The sequence below is a fragment of the Bacteroides sp. NSJ-39 genome, assembly GCF_014287315.1.
Classification (GTDB): domain Bacteria; phylum Bacteroidota; class Bacteroidia; order Bacteroidales; family Bacteroidaceae; genus Bacteroides; species Bacteroides finegoldii.
The window spans coordinates 478,230-495,616 of sequence record NZ_JACOOB010000001.1 but is presented as its reverse complement, the minus strand read 5'-3'; the positions used below and the strand labels follow the sequence as shown (position 1 = coordinate 495,616).

18 protein-coding genes, 1 tRNA gene and 1 pseudogene are annotated in these 17,387 nt (G+C 42.7%); 6 read left to right on the top strand and 14 right to left on the bottom strand.

What is annotated here, in order from left to right; all coding sequences use genetic code 11:
- Positions 1-26: 26 nt before the first annotated feature.
- The 4 genes and pseudogenes from rsmG to H8S63_RS02225 form a co-directional block, all read right to left on the bottom strand.
- Positions 27-647 carry a 16S rRNA (guanine(527)-N(7))-methyltransferase RsmG gene (rsmG, locus tag H8S63_RS02240; protein ID WP_007753169.1) on the bottom strand — a complete coding sequence of 207 codons (621 nt, stop codon included), beginning with the start codon at positions 645-647 and terminating at the stop codon, positions 27-29.
- A gap of 23 nt (positions 648-670) precedes the next feature.
- Entirely contained in the window at positions 671-1,522 is an 852-nt protein-coding gene (locus H8S63_RS02235) for a DUF3298 and DUF4163 domain-containing protein (RefSeq protein ID WP_186925603.1), read from the bottom strand.
- A 152-nt stretch (positions 1,523-1,674) separates the two neighbouring features.
- The gene (locus H8S63_RS02230) at positions 1,675-1,908 is read right to left on the bottom strand and encodes a YecH family metal-binding protein (protein WP_186925602.1); all 234 of its coding nucleotides are present in this window, start codon (positions 1,906-1,908) and stop codon (positions 1,675-1,677) included.
- A gap of 73 nt (positions 1,909-1,981) precedes the next feature.
- Positions 1,982-2,233: pseudogene (locus tag H8S63_RS02225) on the bottom strand (phosphohydrolase); the annotation flags it as partial.
- 233 nt (positions 2,234-2,466) lie between these two features.
- Between H8S63_RS02225 and H8S63_RS02220 the strand changes: the two are divergent.
- A complete protein-coding gene (locus tag H8S63_RS02220) occupies positions 2,467-4,677 on the top strand; it encodes a heavy metal translocating P-type ATPase (RefSeq protein WP_186925601.1) in 2,211 nt (736 codons plus the stop codon).
- 141 nt (positions 4,678-4,818) lie between these two features.
- Here the strand turns inward: H8S63_RS02220 and H8S63_RS02215 are convergent, their stop codons facing one another.
- Positions 4,819-5,658 carry a helix-turn-helix domain-containing protein gene (locus H8S63_RS02215; protein WP_017142190.1) on the bottom strand — a complete coding sequence of 280 codons (840 nt, stop codon included), beginning with the start codon at positions 5,656-5,658 and terminating at the stop codon, positions 4,819-4,821.
- Between the two features lie 66 nt (positions 5,659-5,724).
- Between H8S63_RS02215 and lipB the strand changes: the two genes are divergently transcribed.
- Entirely contained in the window at positions 5,725-6,408 is a 684-nt protein-coding gene (lipB, locus tag H8S63_RS02210) for a lipoyl(octanoyl) transferase LipB (RefSeq protein ID WP_007753155.1), read from the top strand.
- Here the strand turns inward: lipB and H8S63_RS02205 are convergent.
- From H8S63_RS02205 to H8S63_RS02175, 7 genes are all read right to left on the bottom strand, one after another.
- Positions 6,365-7,282, bottom strand: coding sequence for a PorV/PorQ family protein (locus H8S63_RS02205; protein WP_186925600.1), 918 nt, complete (start codon positions 7,280-7,282; stop codon positions 6,365-6,367). The genes lipB and H8S63_RS02205 overlap by 44 nt on opposite strands.
- A gap of 14 nt (positions 7,283-7,296) precedes the next feature.
- Positions 7,297-8,067, bottom strand: coding sequence for an N-acetylmuramoyl-L-alanine amidase-like domain-containing protein (locus H8S63_RS02200; RefSeq protein ID WP_007759909.1), 771 nt, complete (start codon positions 8,065-8,067; stop codon positions 7,297-7,299).
- A gap of 6 nt (positions 8,068-8,073) precedes the next feature.
- Positions 8,074-10,062 (bottom strand): OPT family oligopeptide transporter, encoded by a 1,989-nt coding sequence (locus H8S63_RS02195; RefSeq protein ID WP_022276448.1) that lies wholly within the window; start codon positions 10,060-10,062, stop codon positions 8,074-8,076.
- A 104-nt stretch (positions 10,063-10,166) separates the two neighbouring features.
- Complete coding sequence (locus tag H8S63_RS02190) at positions 10,167-10,562, bottom strand: DUF1573 domain-containing protein (protein WP_007759913.1); 396 nt, start codon at positions 10,560-10,562, stop codon at positions 10,167-10,169.
- Positions 10,563-10,661: 99 nt separating this feature from the next.
- Positions 10,662-11,261 (bottom strand): DUF4923 family protein, encoded by a 600-nt coding sequence (locus H8S63_RS02185; RefSeq protein ID WP_186925599.1) that lies wholly within the window; start codon positions 11,259-11,261, stop codon positions 10,662-10,664.
- Between the two features lie 2 nt (positions 11,262-11,263).
- Complete coding sequence (yihA, locus tag H8S63_RS02180) at positions 11,264-11,869, bottom strand: ribosome biogenesis GTP-binding protein YihA/YsxC (RefSeq protein WP_186925598.1); 606 nt, start codon at positions 11,867-11,869, stop codon at positions 11,264-11,266.
- A complete protein-coding gene (locus H8S63_RS02175) occupies positions 11,860-13,314 on the bottom strand; it encodes a sodium:solute symporter (RefSeq protein ID WP_186925597.1) in 1,455 nt (484 codons plus the stop codon). Before H8S63_RS02175 ends, yihA begins: the two co-directional genes overlap by 10 nt.
- 90 nt (positions 13,315-13,404) lie before the next feature.
- Here H8S63_RS02175 and recR point away from each other — a divergent pair, with 90 nt between their 5' ends.
- Genes recR through H8S63_RS02160 form a run of 3 tightly spaced genes read left to right on the top strand, consistent with a single transcriptional unit; the run spans position 13,405 to position 15,041 of the window.
- Positions 13,405-14,022 (top strand): recombination mediator RecR, encoded by a 618-nt coding sequence (gene recR / locus H8S63_RS02170; protein ID WP_007753134.1) that lies wholly within the window; start codon positions 13,405-13,407, stop codon positions 14,020-14,022.
- Positions 14,023-14,049: 27 nt separating this feature from the next.
- Entirely contained in the window at positions 14,050-14,499 is a 450-nt protein-coding gene (locus tag H8S63_RS02165) for a hypothetical protein (RefSeq protein ID WP_007753131.1), read from the top strand.
- A 5-nt stretch (positions 14,500-14,504) separates the two neighbouring features.
- Positions 14,505-15,041 (top strand): GNAT family N-acetyltransferase, encoded by a 537-nt coding sequence (locus tag H8S63_RS02160; protein WP_007759923.1) that lies wholly within the window; start codon positions 14,505-14,507, stop codon positions 15,039-15,041.
- A 37-nt stretch (positions 15,042-15,078) separates the two neighbouring features.
- Here the strand turns inward: H8S63_RS02160 and H8S63_RS02155 are convergent, their stop codons facing one another.
- Together H8S63_RS02155 and H8S63_RS02150 are read right to left on the bottom strand one after the other, a co-directional pair.
- Entirely contained in the window at positions 15,079-15,669 is a 591-nt protein-coding gene (locus tag H8S63_RS02155) for a YqgE/AlgH family protein (protein WP_186925596.1), read from the bottom strand.
- 93 nt (positions 15,670-15,762) lie between these two features.
- Entirely contained in the window at positions 15,763-17,079 is a 1,317-nt protein-coding gene (locus H8S63_RS02150; RefSeq protein WP_007753128.1) for a pyridoxal phosphate-dependent aminotransferase, read from the bottom strand.
- Between the two features lie 157 nt (positions 17,080-17,236).
- Between H8S63_RS02150 and H8S63_RS02145 the strand changes: the two genes are divergently transcribed.
- Positions 17,237-17,310, top strand: a tRNA-Asp gene (locus H8S63_RS02145).
- The last annotated feature ends 77 nt before the right edge of the window (positions 17,311-17,387 follow it).

Here is a 17,387-nt window from a genome sequence, read left to right as displayed (position 1 = left end):
TATCTTATCTATCAAGCATATAGTTTCTAAATCGGAACATATACTACTTTTTTGGTTTCAAAGAACTCTTCCTTAAAGTTGTCACTTAGGTTGTGAATGACCGTCTTATGTTTGAAAGGCATTGTTTCGTGTTCCAGCTCACCGCCTTTAAGGCAGATCAATCCGTTTGGCAACGCATTCTGCTGTTTGGAAGAAATGTTTTTCTTGATAATCTTTATCAGATCCGCCAGAGGCATGACTGCACGGCTGACAACGAAATCGAACATTCTCTTCTCTTCTTCGGCACGGGCATGGCGGAAAGTGACATTTTTCAATCCGATGGCATTTGCCACTTCAGTGGCTACGCGCACTTTCTTACCGATACTGTCAACCAGATGAAATTGGGTTTCCGGAAATAATATTGCTAAAGGAATGCCCGGAAAACCTCCGCCCGTACCTAAATCCATAACACTGGTGCCGGGACGGAATTGAATTACTTTTGCAATGCCTAACGAATGGAGCACATGATGTTCATATAAATTCTCGATATCCTTACGGGAGATAACGTTGATTTTTGAATTCCAGTCGATGTAGAGGTCATATAGAGCTGCAAATTGTTTACGCTGCTCTTCTGTCAGATCAGGAAAATATTTCAGTATGATTTCCACTGCTGTTTCGTTTTTTATGAAGTTTAATCTTTTAGTTCTCCCAGAATCGGGTTACTGCCTAATAAATGCTCCATCATCGGGAACGGCACGGTCACTTTCACAGGACCCATAGCGTATGGAGTGATATCGTAGACATTGTAATAGAAAGTTACCCCTTCTTTGCTTAAATAGAAATTTTCGGTTGGAGTGATGTCTCCGGTAGAAGCATAGCCCATGTCTTCCAATGCTTCGTGAGTCGTCACTTTATTATCAGCCATGAGCTGGTTCCATATTAAGTCGGTCAGCGCATCTTTATATTCTCCTACGAAGATGTCATCGAGACGGAGCGGACGCATCAGTGTGAGGTCCATATTCAGATAGGTAGTCATGTAAATGCCGTGTGCGCCTCCGGTATATTCGTTATAGTCGATGCGATATACAAGCAAGTCCTTTTCATATAGTTGTACATGGCTTTCTATACCTTTATAATATGAATACCAGGCACCGATGGTGGATTCGTCCTCTTTGTCTTTTTCGTCTTCGGCATACATCGGTTCCAGATCACGGCGATATTCGTTGACATAATTCTCTGTATATTGCTTTATAACCTCCTCCGGCTTTTCTCCGATATACTTGTCGCCGAAACAAGCGGATATGAAATAGGCATTCAGACTGTCTTTCAGCATATCATCCGTTGACTTGTCGGAATAGGTGAAATTGATGATGATGTTACATGCCGGTTTGGCTGTATCATTAAAGAGGTGTACCGTCTCATTTACCCGGATACTATCGAACTGTAACGCACCAGTGTTTTTGTTCATCTTGTCATGACAAGAAAAGAAAAAGCCGCTTACTGAAAGTATAATAGCAAGCAAACTGACATATTGTTTTTTCATACTCGTTTTTTCTATAAATTCTACATTTGTTCTATCATTCACTATTGACAAATATAGATGAAATTCATGAATCGGACGAATAAAAACAGAAAAATATTCAGGTATTCGCTCTTTCGGTAAGCTGCTTTTCTTGTAGAGTGCGGGAATTAGGCTTAGTGGTTGCAGACTTTACTTATGTCTACTGTAAACCCATTTTCTACCGGCATGAATTTTCCTTTCTTCTTCAGAAATTCGATGAGGGTATCCACATCCATATCTTCTGCCGAACAGGCATAGAAATGTTGTTGCTCACCGAACTTTTGAATGATTGCTTCCCGTAATGATGCTTCCGAGTAGCTATTGCCTTCCATCATGCGGAGGATTTCATGAGCATGTAATTGTTCCATAATCTTTTTTCTGCAAAGATAAGGCAGAGATTGCCCGGAGGTTGTAACATATGTGACAATGTTATATTAATATTCATTGAAAATTGAAAATAACCATTTCGCCATGTGTCCCTATTCTGAAGGGTGGTCCCCATAGAGACAATCCGGAAGATACATATATATACGTGTTTCCCCATTGGCGATAACCGTGGCTTTGCTCGAATATATAATCAGTCACCCAATTGATAGGCCATGTTTGTCCGTGGTGTGTATGCCCGCTGAATTGCAAGTCGATGCCGGCAGCTTCCGTTTCTTTCAGGTTAAAAGGTTGATGATCCAATAATATACCGGTACACGGGGCAAAAGGATATATCGGAATACGTTTTAATTTAGCTAGGAATAGTGAGTAAAAACAGGAAATAGCGAACAAAGAAACTTGAAAAAGAAAAAAAGAGAGGTAATCAAAAGACTGATAAGAAGTAATTGAACAAATACCTGTGTTAGCTTGTTTCTATAAATAAACAATGGTTCTTTCCCGACTCCTTTTAAGGAGTCGGGAAAGGCGTAAACTATAATTATATGGGTAACACAATAAAGAAGGCATTTCCTGTACTTAATATGCACTGTGCAGGATGTGCTAATAATGTAGAAAAAACAGTGAAAAAAATGCCGGGAGTTATCGAGGCTTCCGTTAATTTTGCTACCAATACGTTGACCGTTTCTTATGAGAAGGATCAGCTGACTCCCGGAGAAATCCGTGCGGCTGTGCTTGCGGCAGGTTATGACCTGATTGTGGAAGAAGCCCACAGGGAGGAACGCCGGGAAGAGGAGCAGCATAAACGCTACACTCGTTTGACGTGGAAAGTGATTGGGGCTTGGATTTTGGTAGTACCGTTGCTGGTATTTTCCATGATACTGATGCATGTACCATACTCTAATGAGATTCAGATGGTACTTGCTATCCCTGTCATGGTCTTTTTCGGAGGTGGTTTCTTTACCGGGGCTTGGAAACAGGCTAAACTGGGACGGAGCAATATGGATACACTGGTTGCACTTAGTACTTCCATTGCTTTTCTGTTCAGTCTGTTCAATACGTTCTTCCCCGAATTTTGGTATGCTCGTGGATTGGAACCGCACGTCTATTATGAGGCTTCTGCGGTGATTATCGCTTTCGTTCTTACCGGAAAATTGATGGAGGAGCGTGCTAAAGGCAATACCTCGACTGCTATTCGCAAGTTGATGGGAATGCAGCCTAAAGTTGCCCGGGTTCTGCGCAATGGAGCGGAAGAGGAGATTCTGATCGAGAACCTCCAGATAGGTGATATGGTTGTTGTACGTCCGGGAGAACAGATACCGGTGGACGGTCAGCTTTCCGAAGGCGATTCGTATGTTGACGAAAGTATGATTAGTGGTGAACCGGTTCCGGTAGAAAAGAAGAAAGGCGATAAAGTCTTGGCAGGAACGATCAACCAGCGTGGATCGTTCATCATATATGCCACACAGGTAGGTAGTGAAACGGTGCTTGCCCGCATCATTTCCATGGTGCAGGAAGCACAGGGCAGCAAAGCTCCCGTGCAACGTATTGTCGACCGCATTACCGGAATTTTCGTACCTGTCGTGTTGGGGATTGCTATCCTGACATTTGTTTTATGGGTTGCCATCGGTGGCAGTGAATATATCTCTTATGGTATTCTGTCGGCTGTTTCTGTCCTTGTCATTGCTTGTCCGTGTGCTTTGGGACTTGCTACGCCTACTGCATTGATGGTGGGAATAGGCAAAGCTGCCAGCCAGCATATTCTGATTAAAGACGCGGTAGCTTTGGAACAAATGCGTAAAGTGGATGTCGTTGTACTGGATAAAACCGGGACATTGACCGAAGGACACCCTACTGCTACCGGATGGTTATGGGCACAATCGCAGGAACCTCATTTCAAAGATGTGCTTTTAGCTGCGGAAATGAGATCGGAACATCCGCTTGCCGGTGCTATCGTGTCTGCTCTTCAGAACGAGGAGAAGGTAAAACCCGCTGCATTGGACAGCTTCGAGAGTATTACGGGAAAAGGAATCAAGGTCTCTTATGAGGGAGATACCTATTGGGTAGGTAGTCATAAACTCCTAAAAGATTTCAGTGCGACAGTAAATGATGTGATGGCTGAAATGCTGGTTCGCTATGAATCGGATGGCAATGGTATCATCTACTTTGGACGTGAAAATGAATTATTGGCTATCATTGCTGTTTCTGACCCGATAAAGGCTACTTCTGCCGAAGCGGTAAAAGAACTGAAACGTCAAGGTATTGACATCTGTATGTTGACGGGTGACGGGCAGCGGACGGCATTAGCTGTTTCTTCCCGTTTAGGGATTGAACGTTTTGTCGCTGACGCTTTGCCGGACGATAAGGCCGAGTTTGTGCGTGAGCTTCAAATGCAGGGAAAGAAAGTCGCTATGGTAGGAGATGGTGTCAACGATTCGCAGGCTTTGGCACTGGCTGACGTGAGCATTGCCATGGGGAAAGGAACTGATATTGCTATGGACGTAGCTATGGTAACTTTGATGACATCGGATTTATTGCTGCTTCCTAAAGCTTTTCAGTTGTCAAAGCAGACAGTCAAACTGATTCATCAGAATCTTTTCTGGGCGTTTATTTATAATCTGATCGGCATTCCTATTGCCGCCGGTATCTTGTTTCCATTGAACGGTTTGTTATTGAATCCGATGTTGGCAAGTGCTGCAATGGCCTTCTCCAGTGTGAGTGTAGTGCTCAATTCATTGAGCTTGGGAAGAAAATGAGTAAGCGACTGTAAAAAGAAAACAAACTGTAAGTAAATAATAAACGGTGAATACTTTACGGATCATGCGCAAACTTGTTCACCGTTCGTTTTTGGGGATTCGTTGTTTATAATTTTATCCTCTTATCGCTCTTCACAGGAATTATCTGTTTCTGAATTCTAGTGGTGTCATTCCTACGTACCGCCTGAAATACTTGCCAAAGAATGAGGCGCTGGGGAAATTTAGAGAATAAGCTATCTCTTGAATAGTCATATTAGTTCCTTTCAGTTTCGCTTTGGCGTCCATGACCACAATATACGCAATGGTATCCAACACGCTTTTGCCTGTCACTTGTTTTACGGTTGTACTTAGATGTTGAAGCGATATTCCTAGTTTATCTGCATAGAATTGTGCACGACGTTCATCTTTATAATTCTCGGTGATGGCTTGAATCAATTCCCGGCAAATTTCCTTTTTACGGTTCGAACTATTGTTTTCACCCGGAAATTTACGATATATCAACCGTATGCTTGTCAAGATAGTCTGAAGAGATAATTCAACCAATTCAGAATCCATTTCAAAGTTTTCATTACAACTGACACGCGATAATAGAGCAAAATAGTCTTTCAGATAGCTGGCTACTTCTTCATTGAGAGGGATTACCGGCTGTTCTATCAGTTTTGGATATTCATTACCGATGTTTTTCATCAGATTGATTCGTTCGGCACAATAGGCGGAGAAACCGGCAAAGCAGAGGCATACTTTTTCTGTTTTCTCCCGAAATTGGATGATTGTTCCCGGTAACAATGTTATCAGGTCATTAGGACGAATTTCATAATCAAGCAGATTGATGGAGGCTTTCATCGAACCTTCGGTGCAGATGGCAACAATACATGCCTGCAACCGACACGATTGCTTATAAATATTGAGAATGTCTTCCGTAACATTCGTCCATGCTAATACTTCGGTAGGCAAGTCTACCTGTGGGAAGTCCATTTTCATAGTTGTGTTTGTTATATTTACAGTGCAAAAGTACATATTTTCTTTTTATTTCTTACCTTTGTTTTTATGAAAACAACTTTTATCGATTGGAATTTAATACCGTATGCCGAAGCATGGCAACGGCAGGCGGAGTGGTTTGACGGTGTAGTTCGGGCAAAAGCCCAGAGTGAAGTCTATGAGAACCTCATTATTATGTGTGAGCATCCGCACGTTTATACATTGGGGCGCAGTGGAAAAGAAAATAATATGTTGCTGAGTGATGAGCAACTGAAGGCGATTGGCGCTACTCTTTATCATATAGATCGGGGAGGGGACATCACTTATCATGGTCCCGGACAGTTGGTGTGTTATCCGATATTGAATTTGGATGAATTTGCATTAGGACTAAAGGAATATGTTCATTTGTTGGAAGAAGCGGTGATACGTGTATGTGCATCTTATGACATTGAAGCGGGGAGGTTGGAGAAAGCTACAGGCGTATGGTTGGAAGGTGATACCCCTCGCGCCCGTAAGATTTGTGCGATAGGAGTAAGGAGCAGTCATTATGTTACAATGCACGGGTTGGCATTGAATGTAAATACGGATTTACGGTATTTCAGTTATATTCACCCTTGCGGGTTTATTGATAAAGGCGTCACTTCTCTTCGTCAGGAATTGAAACGTGAGATACCTATGGACGAAGTGAAGCAGCGCCTTGAAAATGAATTTAGAAAACTACTCCGAATCCCAGTTGCCAAGTTTGGTGCATAAGGCAATCCTTATCGGCCAGTGCATAAGAGAAATCGACGCGCATTGGCCAGAAATTAATTCCACAACCCAGCGTACCATAGTTACCTATTCCTTTATCATTGTCTCCGAAATGATATCCTGCGCGGACTACTCCATATTTCAGGAAGTTATATTCGGCTCCTATTCCTGCTTGCAAATGCCGGATTTCGGAAGGAAGAAGATAGTTGAAGTCAAGTGCTACTTGCAAACGATTCTCCACGCTGAATGGAAGGTCGACACTACCTCCCAATCCCAATCGTGCAGGCAATTTCTGACCATCCAGCTTTTTGCCCAAGTTGGCGGCTTGGAAACCGATAGACCAAGAAGCCATTCCATCCAGAAGATCCGTATTCCGATAATAGGTGGCACCAAAGTCAAGAGCGACACTGCTCTTGCTATCTGCTTCCTTTGCTACTTTTTCTTGCAGATATCTGAATGTCAATGACAGTGATAAGTTCTTGGCTACATTCCTGAAGTAGGCAGCTTCCAAATCCCATATACGGGGACGGTAATCCATTATTTTAGGATCCTTGAAGTGGCGGAATCCCAAAGCAAATCCATGAATACCTTCTCTTCCGATCCGATAGAAAAGAGATGCGCTGTGCAGCGCACAGTCCTTGTTGATATCAGCGTATGAATAACTAGCGCCCATTGCTTCCTGTGAGAAAGCGATTGTAGAGGCGTTATGAAAGATAGCTGTGCTACCGTTATCGGTGATAGCTAATCCTGTACCTGCCATACCTGCCGATTGGGCATCCGGAGTAAGTTCCAGAAAGTTGGCATTTGCCATTTCTTGTGCTCCCAGCAAAGCGGGGAATAAGCACGAGGCTAGAAGGAAATGTTTAACTCGTTTCATAATTCGTTATTTTTTTAGTGAGACATTCGGACAACACGTATACCTGTCCACGATTTATTATTGTTAAGCATATGATTGAGGGGATCATCACTGACAACTACTTTTCCTAGTGTAGAGGAAGCATGTAGCAGATGCAGTTTCCCTTTTATATATTGCGCTATCCCAACGTGAGCAATGTCCAGTCCGGGAAGTTTCGTTGTGATGGCGATAATATCTCCGTCCATAATCCAGGATAATCCATTTTCCGGTAATTCGCTTTTCGGCAGCCAATGTACGATTTTCCCGGATAATGCTTTCTCGTATTCGGTCATTCGGGTTACGTTTTCCGGAGAATTGGCTAGCTTTTTATATAGTTTTGGGTGAGCGGACATATAAGAGAGGCTTAATTGGAGAGTTTGTACGCTGTTCTCTGCCGTCACATCCGTAAGGAATCCTTGACGGATACCATTCTCGATCCAATCGGAGGTGTAATGCAAACGGGAAGGATATCCGTCGATAATTCCATCTCTGTAGCGTATCTTTTGCAGGTTCTCAGTAAAAGAAGAGCCGAGAGCTTGCGCCAGTGTGTATTCTACAAAAGTGAGGCAATCCACTGCATCGGTCCGGATAACCAACTCTTCTTCTCCATCCCGGTCTAGCGTATTGGCCACATATTTGGTTCCCAAATAAGACTTTCCTATTTGCAGCATCGTTCGAGAGTCCTGCGGAGTAAGCTCCGCAGGCTGTTGTTGGGCAAAAGTCATTGCACTTATAAACGATACTATGACGGATAAAAGTCTCCTCATGTTTGCTTATTTAATTTTCATTGAGGCTTTGATAAAATAGAGAATCAGTAGGGCGTATGCTCCTAATGCCAACACTTCCGACCAAGTATTGTTCAGCCATGCTTCGTTCACCAAGTTGATTCCACCGAAGCGCATCGCGGCACTGATAACTCCCATTAATGCGCCACCGGCAATGAAACCGGAAGCCAGCAATGTTCCTTTTTCTCCTCTTTCCGTATTGATAGTCGAATCTTTGCTGCGGCTGGTCACAAACCAATTGACAGCTCCGCCTACAACCAACGGCACATTCAGTTCCAATGGAATAAACATACCTAGTGCGAAAGCTAATGCAGGAATCTTGCAAAGAGTCAGAATAATCGCTAAGACAGCACCGATGCCATATAATAACCAGGGTGCGCCTACACCACTCATCAACGGTTCGATAACAGCAGCCATCGCATTTGCCTGTGGAGCAGCTAATGCTCCGCTCGTAAATCCATATGTCTTATTCAGGATAATCATTACACCGCCTACAGTTGCAGCCGATACAATTGTTCCCAAGAACTTCCAGGTCTCCTGTTTGGCAGGAGTACTTCCCAGCCAATAACCGATTTTCAAGTCGGTAATGAAACCTCCGGCCATTGAAAGCGCAGTACATACCACACCGCCCATCACTAATGCTGCAACCATGCCTGAAGGGCCTTTCAGTCCTACGGCTACCATCACTACAGAAGCCAGAATCAGTGTCATCAATGTCATACCCGATACGGGATTTGTACCGACAATTGCAATCGCATTGGCGGCTACCGTAGTGAACAGGAAAGAAATGCCGGCAACTAGAAGAATCGCTACCAATGTGTGTAGCAGATTTCCTTGCATTACATCAAAGTAGAAAAACAGTACGATGAGTATCAAAGTGATGATAGAACCGATTGCAATAATCTTCATCGAGAGATCCCGTTGTGTACGGATGATGTTTTTCTCTACATTGCCTTTACCGCCCATCTCTTTGGCAGCCAGCCCAACTGCGCTTTTAATGATTCCCCATGAACGGATGATACCAATGACACCTGCCATAGCAATACCGCCGATACCAATGCTCTTAGCGTAATATTTGAATATTTCTTCCGGACTCATCATTCCTACAGTGGATGTAATCTCCGGATTCCATGCATTCAGCACACTGTCTCCCCAAATAGCGGACATTCCCGGAATGATAATCCACCATACAGCCAATGAACCGGCGCAGATGATGGAAGCATATTTTAATCCGACTATATAACCTAATCCCAATACGGCAGCTCCGGTATTTACCTTGAATATCAGTTTGGCTTTTTCCGCCAGCATTTCTCCGGCACTGCACACACGGGTCGTAAAATTCTCATTCCACCAACCGAATGTGGCTACGATAAAGTCATATAGTCCACCAATCATTCCCGCTATCAGCAAGGGTTTGGCTTGGCTTCCGCCTTTTTCTCCGGAGATCAATACCTGTGTGGTAGCTGTCGCTTCAGGGAAAGGGTATTTGCCATGCATATCACTTACGAAATATTTCCGGAAAGGAATCAGGAACAGAATTCCCAGTACACCACCCAGCAGGGAACTGATGAATACCTGCATGAAGGTAACTGTCATCTCTGGATATTTTGCCTGAAGGATATAAAGAGCAGGAAGTGTGAAGATCGCTCCGGCCACAATCACTCCGGAACAAGCTCCGATAGACTGGATAATAACATTTTCTCCTAACGCATTTTTTCTTTTGGCAGCTCCGGAGACTCCTACAGCAATAATGGCGATAGGAATAGCCGCCTCGAATACTTGGCCTACCTTTAATCCCAGATAGGCTGCGGCGGCTGAGAAGAGGATTGCCATAGCAATACCCCATGCTACCGACCAGAAGTTAACTTCCGGATAGTTTTTTGAGGGACTCATCAACGGGTTGTATACTTCCCCCGGTTTCAATTCTCTAAACGCATTCTCGGGCAACCCGGTGAATTTGTCTTCTTCTTGTTTCATAGTTTTATAATTTGCTAATGTGTCAATTTACGTTTCCGTCTTCAAAGTAAACAAAAAAAAAGGAGAACCGAAAGATTCTCCTTTATGTAATAGCCTAAAATTTTTTATTTAGCGTCTTTTGCTACCATATCGCCCTCAATATACAATCTTACCATCTCTGTTTTGGCGTTGGTACGCAAAGTGATTGATTTCTTGAAATGTCCCGGATATTTGCCTGTTCCGTTATAAGTCACTTTGATTGTACCTTTTTTGCCCGGCATGATAGGTTCTTTCGTATATTCGGGTACAGTACATCCGCATGAAGCTACCGCCTGGTGGATTACCAAAGGAGCGTCACCGATATTAGTAAAGGTAAATGTACAACTAACTACCGGACTGTTTTCTGAGAACTTGCCGAAGTCGTGAGTTGTTTTGTCAAACTTAATATCTGCATTGGTTTGAGCAAATGCAAAACTTACCCCCATTACTAACAAAGTCATAAAAAAAAGTATCTTTTTCATTTTTCCTTCTCTTTTTTGATTACAAGTGCCAAAGGTAATGCTTTTTCCCTTAAAATATACTTTATAGAGTGCGAAATAGTATTAAACGGCTTGTATTTGCTATTTGGCAAGCTCGAATCCAAGCATCATTCCGTCATAGTTATCGGCCAGAGAACTAACGGTTTTGAGTGCGGTACTGTTGCTTTTACTACCGATAAACGCCATTAATTTTAGCAATTTATCCGAGTTGAATAACAATTCCAGTGAATTAGAACTGCAATTCACTTTAGCGTGCAGGTTCAGCAATCGCAAATATTTCAAGTCCACTTGTTTGGTGGAAGCATTGTAGGAGTAAGTTCCTTTCAATGTTTTCTTTCCCACTGTGCTGGTGAAAGTACTGTCTGCATTGAACGTGAAACTCATTTGCCCGTCCTTAATGCCAATCTTGCTCAACTGCTCGTTCAACTTGTTTTCCGCCATTGTCGCTGCGGCTGCACCTCCTGCTTTCATCAGCAGATTATCCGATTCGAACTCGATGGCTGAGCTTTTGTAACTCCATGTTCCGGCCATGTCGATCGTCTCAGTGTTTCCTGTAATGGCGTTCACAACTTTTGAGATGTTGTCCTTATTCAATAAGTCCGCCCATGATTGTGCCCGGCTGTTAGTTGCCGTCAGCATAAATACCACCATCAAGGTAGCAGATAAAAAATTCTTCTTCATTTTCATTTTATATTGAGATCTTTGTTTATGCTTTCTATATAATCAAGTATTTCTGTCCGTCCGGTGCGGCTTTCCGAAGAAGAAATAAAGTAGGGAGGGAGTTCTTCCCATTGTTTGCTCAGTTCACGGAGATAAGCATTGATATTCATCTTCAATCGTCCGGCTTTCAGTTTATCGGCTTTGGTGAAAATGATAGAAAAAGGAATGCCGTTTTCACCCAGCCATTCCATGAATTCGAGATCAATCTTTTGAGGTTCCAAGCGACTGTCTATTAATAAAAAAAGGTTTGTCATCTGCTCCCGTTCAAGAATATAATCCTCGATTATCGTGCGTATCTGGTCTTTCCCTTTCTGACCGCGACGGGCATAGCCATATCCCGGAAGATCGACAAGATACCAGTTTTTATTAATCAGGAAATGGTTGATAAGCATAGTTTTTCCCGGAGTGGCAGAAGTCATAGCCAATCCCTTGCGGGCGGTCAACATATTGATAAGACTCGATTTTCCTACATTAGAACGACCGATGAAAGCATATTCGGGAAAAGTGCCTGCCGGACATTTCTTCACGTCTGTGTTGCTAATCACAAATTCTGCGCTTGTTATTTCCATTTTCTAGTCATTTGTTTCTTTGACATCAATATTAGCCCTGCAAAGGTAAGTGTTCCATTTAACATTAGCAATTCATAACCGAATTTATATCCGGTTTCTTTTCCAATCCACCAATCGGCGAGGTAACAGAGTAGGGGTGAAAGGATAGCTATCAACGGAACCCACCGATCGTTGGTTTGTCTGCGGGTAAAAAGTCCGAAAGCAAACATTCCTAATAAGGGACCGTAAGTATAAGAGGCGATGATATAGATCGCGTCAATTACACTTTTATTGTTTAGAGTTTCTACGAGGCAGATGAAGAAAGCCAGTAAGACTGAAAGCGATAAATGTACCTTATTCCTTTTACGGCGTGCCGTTTCTTCACTGTCTTTTTCCGTATTCAGCAAATCCACGCATACGCTGGTTGTCATGGCCGTCAGTGCGGAGTCCGAGTTGCTGAAAGCGGCTGCGATAATACCGATTGTAAAAAGTATCAGAACGGGTTGTCCCAGATAGCCTTGCGCTGCAAACATGGGTAAAATATCATCATTCATAGCAGGTAATGCCAATTGCATTTGTCCGGCTAATGTAATCAGTAATATTCCCAGACACAAGAATAGAAAGTTTAGCGGAATAAATGAGAATCCGTAACAATACATATTCTTCTGTGCTTCGCGAAGATTACGGCAAGACAGATTCTTTTGCATCATGTCTTGATCGAGTCCGGTCATTACAATCACGATGAAGATACCGCTAAAGAACTGTTTAAAGAAATTTTGCCGGGATACCCAATCATCCATGACAAAAATTCTGCTGTGTTCATTGTGCTGAATGGTCTGGATAATGCCGTTAAAATCCAGTCCTAACTCTTGAATTGTAAAATAGATAATAAAAATCAGTGCTGCTATCAGACAGAAAGTCTGCAAAGTGTCTGTCCATACAATCGTTTTTATTCCGCTTTTGTGGGTATACACCCATACTAAGGCAACCGATCCGACAGCGATTATCCAAAAGGGAATATGCATCTCCTGAAATACATAAGTGTGGAGAATGAGACAAACCAGATAGAGTTTGGCTGCCGTCCCCAACATACGCGACAATAAAAAGAAAAACGAGCCGGTACGATAGGCGCGCGTTCCGATGCGTGTGCCGAGATAGCCGTATATACTTGTCAAGTTGAGTTTATAGTATAAGGGAAGCAATATATGCGCTACCACCATATATCCGAAGAAAAAGCCGAATACCGTCTGCATATATGTCATATCCATGCCACGCACCATGCCGGGAACAGAAACGAAGGTCACTCCGGAAATAGAGGCGCCGATCATGCCAAAAGAAACCACATACCAAGGAGATTTATTCTCTCCCTTGAAGAACGCTGCATTCGATCCGCCTTTATATCCGGTGATACGGGCTATTAATAATAATACCGCAAAGTAGCATATTATAGTGACAAGTATCATCATATCGACTGCAAAGGTAGTGTTTTTTGTAGGTATTATAACAATAATCTGTATCTTTGCGCCAAAATATCGATAGAACCGTAATTATTATCTATGAATCAACAATATCCTTCCATATTACTCGAAAAGGCGGTCGGTGAATTTTCCAAGTTGCCGGGTATAGGACGTAAAACGGCCATGAGGCTTGTTTTGCATCTGCTTCGTCAGGATACGGCCACCGTAGAGGCTTTCGGAAATTCCATCATGACATTGAAACGAGAGGTGAAGTACTGTAAGGTATGTCATAACATATCTGATACTGAAATTTGCCAGATCTGCGCCAATCCACAACGGGATGCTTCCACTATTTGCGTAGTGGAGAATATCCGCGACGTGATGGCGGTAGAAGCAACCCAGCAATATCGGGGGCTCTATCATGTTTTAGGAGGAGTCATTTCTCCAATGGACGGAGTGGGACCGAGCGACCTTCAGATTGAAAGTCTGGTGCGGCGGGTATCCGAAGGAGGAATTAAGGAGGTAATTCTGGCTTTGAGCACAACGATGGAAGGAGATACTACCAATTTCTATATCTATCGTAAATTGGATAGACTAGGGGTTAAACTGAGTGTGATTGCGCGTGGCATATCCGTTGGAGATGAATTGGAATATGCCGATGAAGTAACTTTGGGACGTAGTATTGTGAACCGGACTCTTTTCACCGGAACTGTATAGTTTAATATTTAGAAATTTAGAACGAACATGGAAGAACAGATAAAACGTGCTGTCAGGAATTTGAATATAGGTTATGTTTTCTTTTGGGTATTTCCGGCTTTTCTGCTTGGAGCAGGGGAGTTCGATCTCTTGCCCGTAGGAAATCTGGTAGATAATGTACAGGCTACTTATTATTTTGAGACTATCGGCATTCTGTTGACGGCACTTTGCGTACCTCTTTCTTTGAAGCTATTCAGCTTGGTGCTCAAAAAGAAAATAGACAATATGACTATCACGCTAGCACTGAAACGTTATGTGCAATGGAGCATTGTCCGATTGGGAATACTTGAAGTCGCCATTGTAGCCAACATCCTATGTTACTATTTGACATTAAGCAGTACCGGCAATCTTTGTATGCTCATTGGCTTGACGGCTTCTCTTTTCTGTCTGCCCAGTGAGAAAAGATTGCGTAACGAACTTCACATCACAAAAGACTAAAGCGCATGAAACAATCTTATCTGACAAACGAGCGCATCTATCTTCGTGCAGTAGAGCCGGAAGATATGGATATTATGTACGAGATGGAGAATGATCCTTCTATGTGGGATATCAGCAATTTCACAGTCCCTTATTCCCGTTATGTACTGCGCCAATATATAGAAGGCTCACAATGTGATGTCTTTGCAGACAAGCAATTACGCTTGATGATTGTGAGTAAATCCGATCATGACATACTAGGCACTATTGATATTACTGATTTTGTTCCGCTCCATTCGCGTGGAGAGGTCGGTATTGCCGTGCATAAAGACTATCGTCGGCAAGGCTATGCAACCGATGCGCTGAAGCTACTTTGCGAATATGCTTTCGGTTTTCTGTCCTTGAAGCAGCTCTATGCACACGTGGCAGTGGACAACGAGGTCTGTCTGAAACTATTTGCATCGTGTGGCTTTACCCAATGCGGACTCTTAAAGAACTGGTTACAGGTAGAGGGATGCTATAAAGATGCCGTACTTCTTCAATGTCTGAATCCCCGAAAATAACTGAATTCCTATAAGATAGGTGATGAAAGCCTAAATGTCAGTTCAGCGTAGGCACTTGTGGGAAACGTGACCACGTTTCATACTTGCTGCCTAGCTTTTCCAAAGCCTCTTTCCACATATCTTTGGTGTCGTTTCTCATCAGATATGAGTTCTCTTCTTCGGATACCAGCCATGTGTTTTCCTTTATCTCACTATGTAACTGATTGCTTTCCCAACCGGAATATCCCAAGAAAAAGCGGATACATTCACTCACTTTATTCCCTTGCAATATATATTTCTTTATTTCTTCAAAATCACCGTTTAGGAAAAGCCCCTTACTGACAGGGATAGAACCGGGAATTTTCTCTAGAGTATGGAGGTAGAATAAAGTATCAGTCGCTACAGGACCACCCTTGTAGAGAGGTATTTCATCCAAATACTTAAATTCCATGATAACATCGTTGAGAAGCAGTGGCAATTGTTTATTGATGACCAATCCCATAGTTCCTTCCTCCGTATGATCGACCAGTAGAATTACGGATCTGCCAAACGTCGCATCGCGTAAAAAAGGTTCGGATATCAAAATCTTTCCTCTTGACGGCAACACATTATTCGATTGAATCTTAAATATGTCCAGGTCGATATTCATGCCCCTAAATTAATAAAAAAAACGGAAATAACGATAGTTATTCCGTTTTTTTTGATTTAGCAGGGTGCTTTTATGAATATCTTACCGCAAACGTCAGGCTACCGGATGATTTTCTGCAAATAATCTCATTCTTTCATCAAGTTGTGCATATTGATGGTCTTTAATAAAAGAGGTACACGCGCGCAAACCTTCCTGATGGCTTCCGGTAGTCACTAATGAGATAGCGCTTACACCGTAGTACATCAGCTCCTTGGCAAGCTCACCGCTAGTCATTCCCGGATATCCGATTGTGAAATAAAATCCGTCTGCAATAGGATCACCCAAGTCATTGTCATATACCAAATGGAACCCGTGATGCAGGAAGATATCTTTCAACTTCTTCGCTCTTTCACCATATATTTTCACTTCATTGAGGAAATTGTATTGTCCTTCATTAGCTGCTTTCAGCATGGCAGCCATAGCGAACTGTGCAGAATGACTCGTCCCGGAAGAAAGTGCATAGAGCACCCGATGAATGAAGACGGTCCCGAAAGTTCCGCCGCCGTACCGTTTTGTCAGTCCCGGATAACTTCTGTGATATAACTTGTCGGAAATACAACTTACACCGATACGTTGTCCGGCATAGCTGAACGCTTTCGAACCGGAAATCAACAAGACATAATTATCCGTATAATGAGCTACCGACGGCTGGTAAGGAGCCTGATACGGCTTGCTCAAATCCTGACGGAAGTCCATTGCGAAATAGGCCAGATCTTCCAGTACAATCACATCATATTGTGTAGCCAGTTCACCGATAATCCTCAACTCTTCATCTTTCAAGCAGATCCAACTAGGATTATTGGGATTTGAGTAGATGATTGCAGATATATTGCCTTTCTTCAAATAACTCTCCAATTTTTCTTTCAATTTGTCGCCTCGGTAATCGTATACATCGAATGTCTCGTATTTCTGCCCCATCACAACCAACTGCTGCTTCTGCACCGGAAAACCGGGATCGATAAACAGAATCGTATCTTTCTTTTCATCACATTGGCTGCAAGTGAGGAAAGAAGCGAATGTGCCTTGCATAGAACCGGTAACAGGCACACAGCCTTCCGGGCTTAAATCCACATTAATAAATGCCTTGATAAAGTTAGAAGCCTCCTTTTTCAATTCGGGCAGTCCGTTAATGTCCGGATATAGGCTGGCTATCCCTTTTTGTAGCGCTTCAACCTCTGCTTTCACCCCAACGGCAGAAGGAGGAAGTCCCGGAACACCCATTTCCATCTTAATAAACTCAACCCCTGATGCGGCTTCCGCTTTTGAAGCAATAGCTTTCACTTCACGAATGGTTGCCTTAGAAAAATCGACAATTTGAAACTCATTTATTGTTTCATCAATCAGATGTCGTTCAATTGGTGTATTTTTCATTCTATTTTCTATTTTATGTAATAGCTGCAAATGTACACGATAATTCTTAATAAACCCACTTTTTCAGAAAAAAGATATGAAAGCTATTGTAGGTTTCAAAAAAATATCTACCTTTGCATCCGCAATCAAGAGGATTGTGATTGTCAAATGATATTTTGGTGCGTTAGTTCAGTTGGTTAGAATACATGCCTGTCACGCATGGGGTCACGGGTTCGAGTCCCGTACGCACCGCAATAAATACTGATTATCAGTAAATTACAAAAACACGCCCGATTTTACCCCCCCCCGTAAGTAAAATCGGGTGTTTT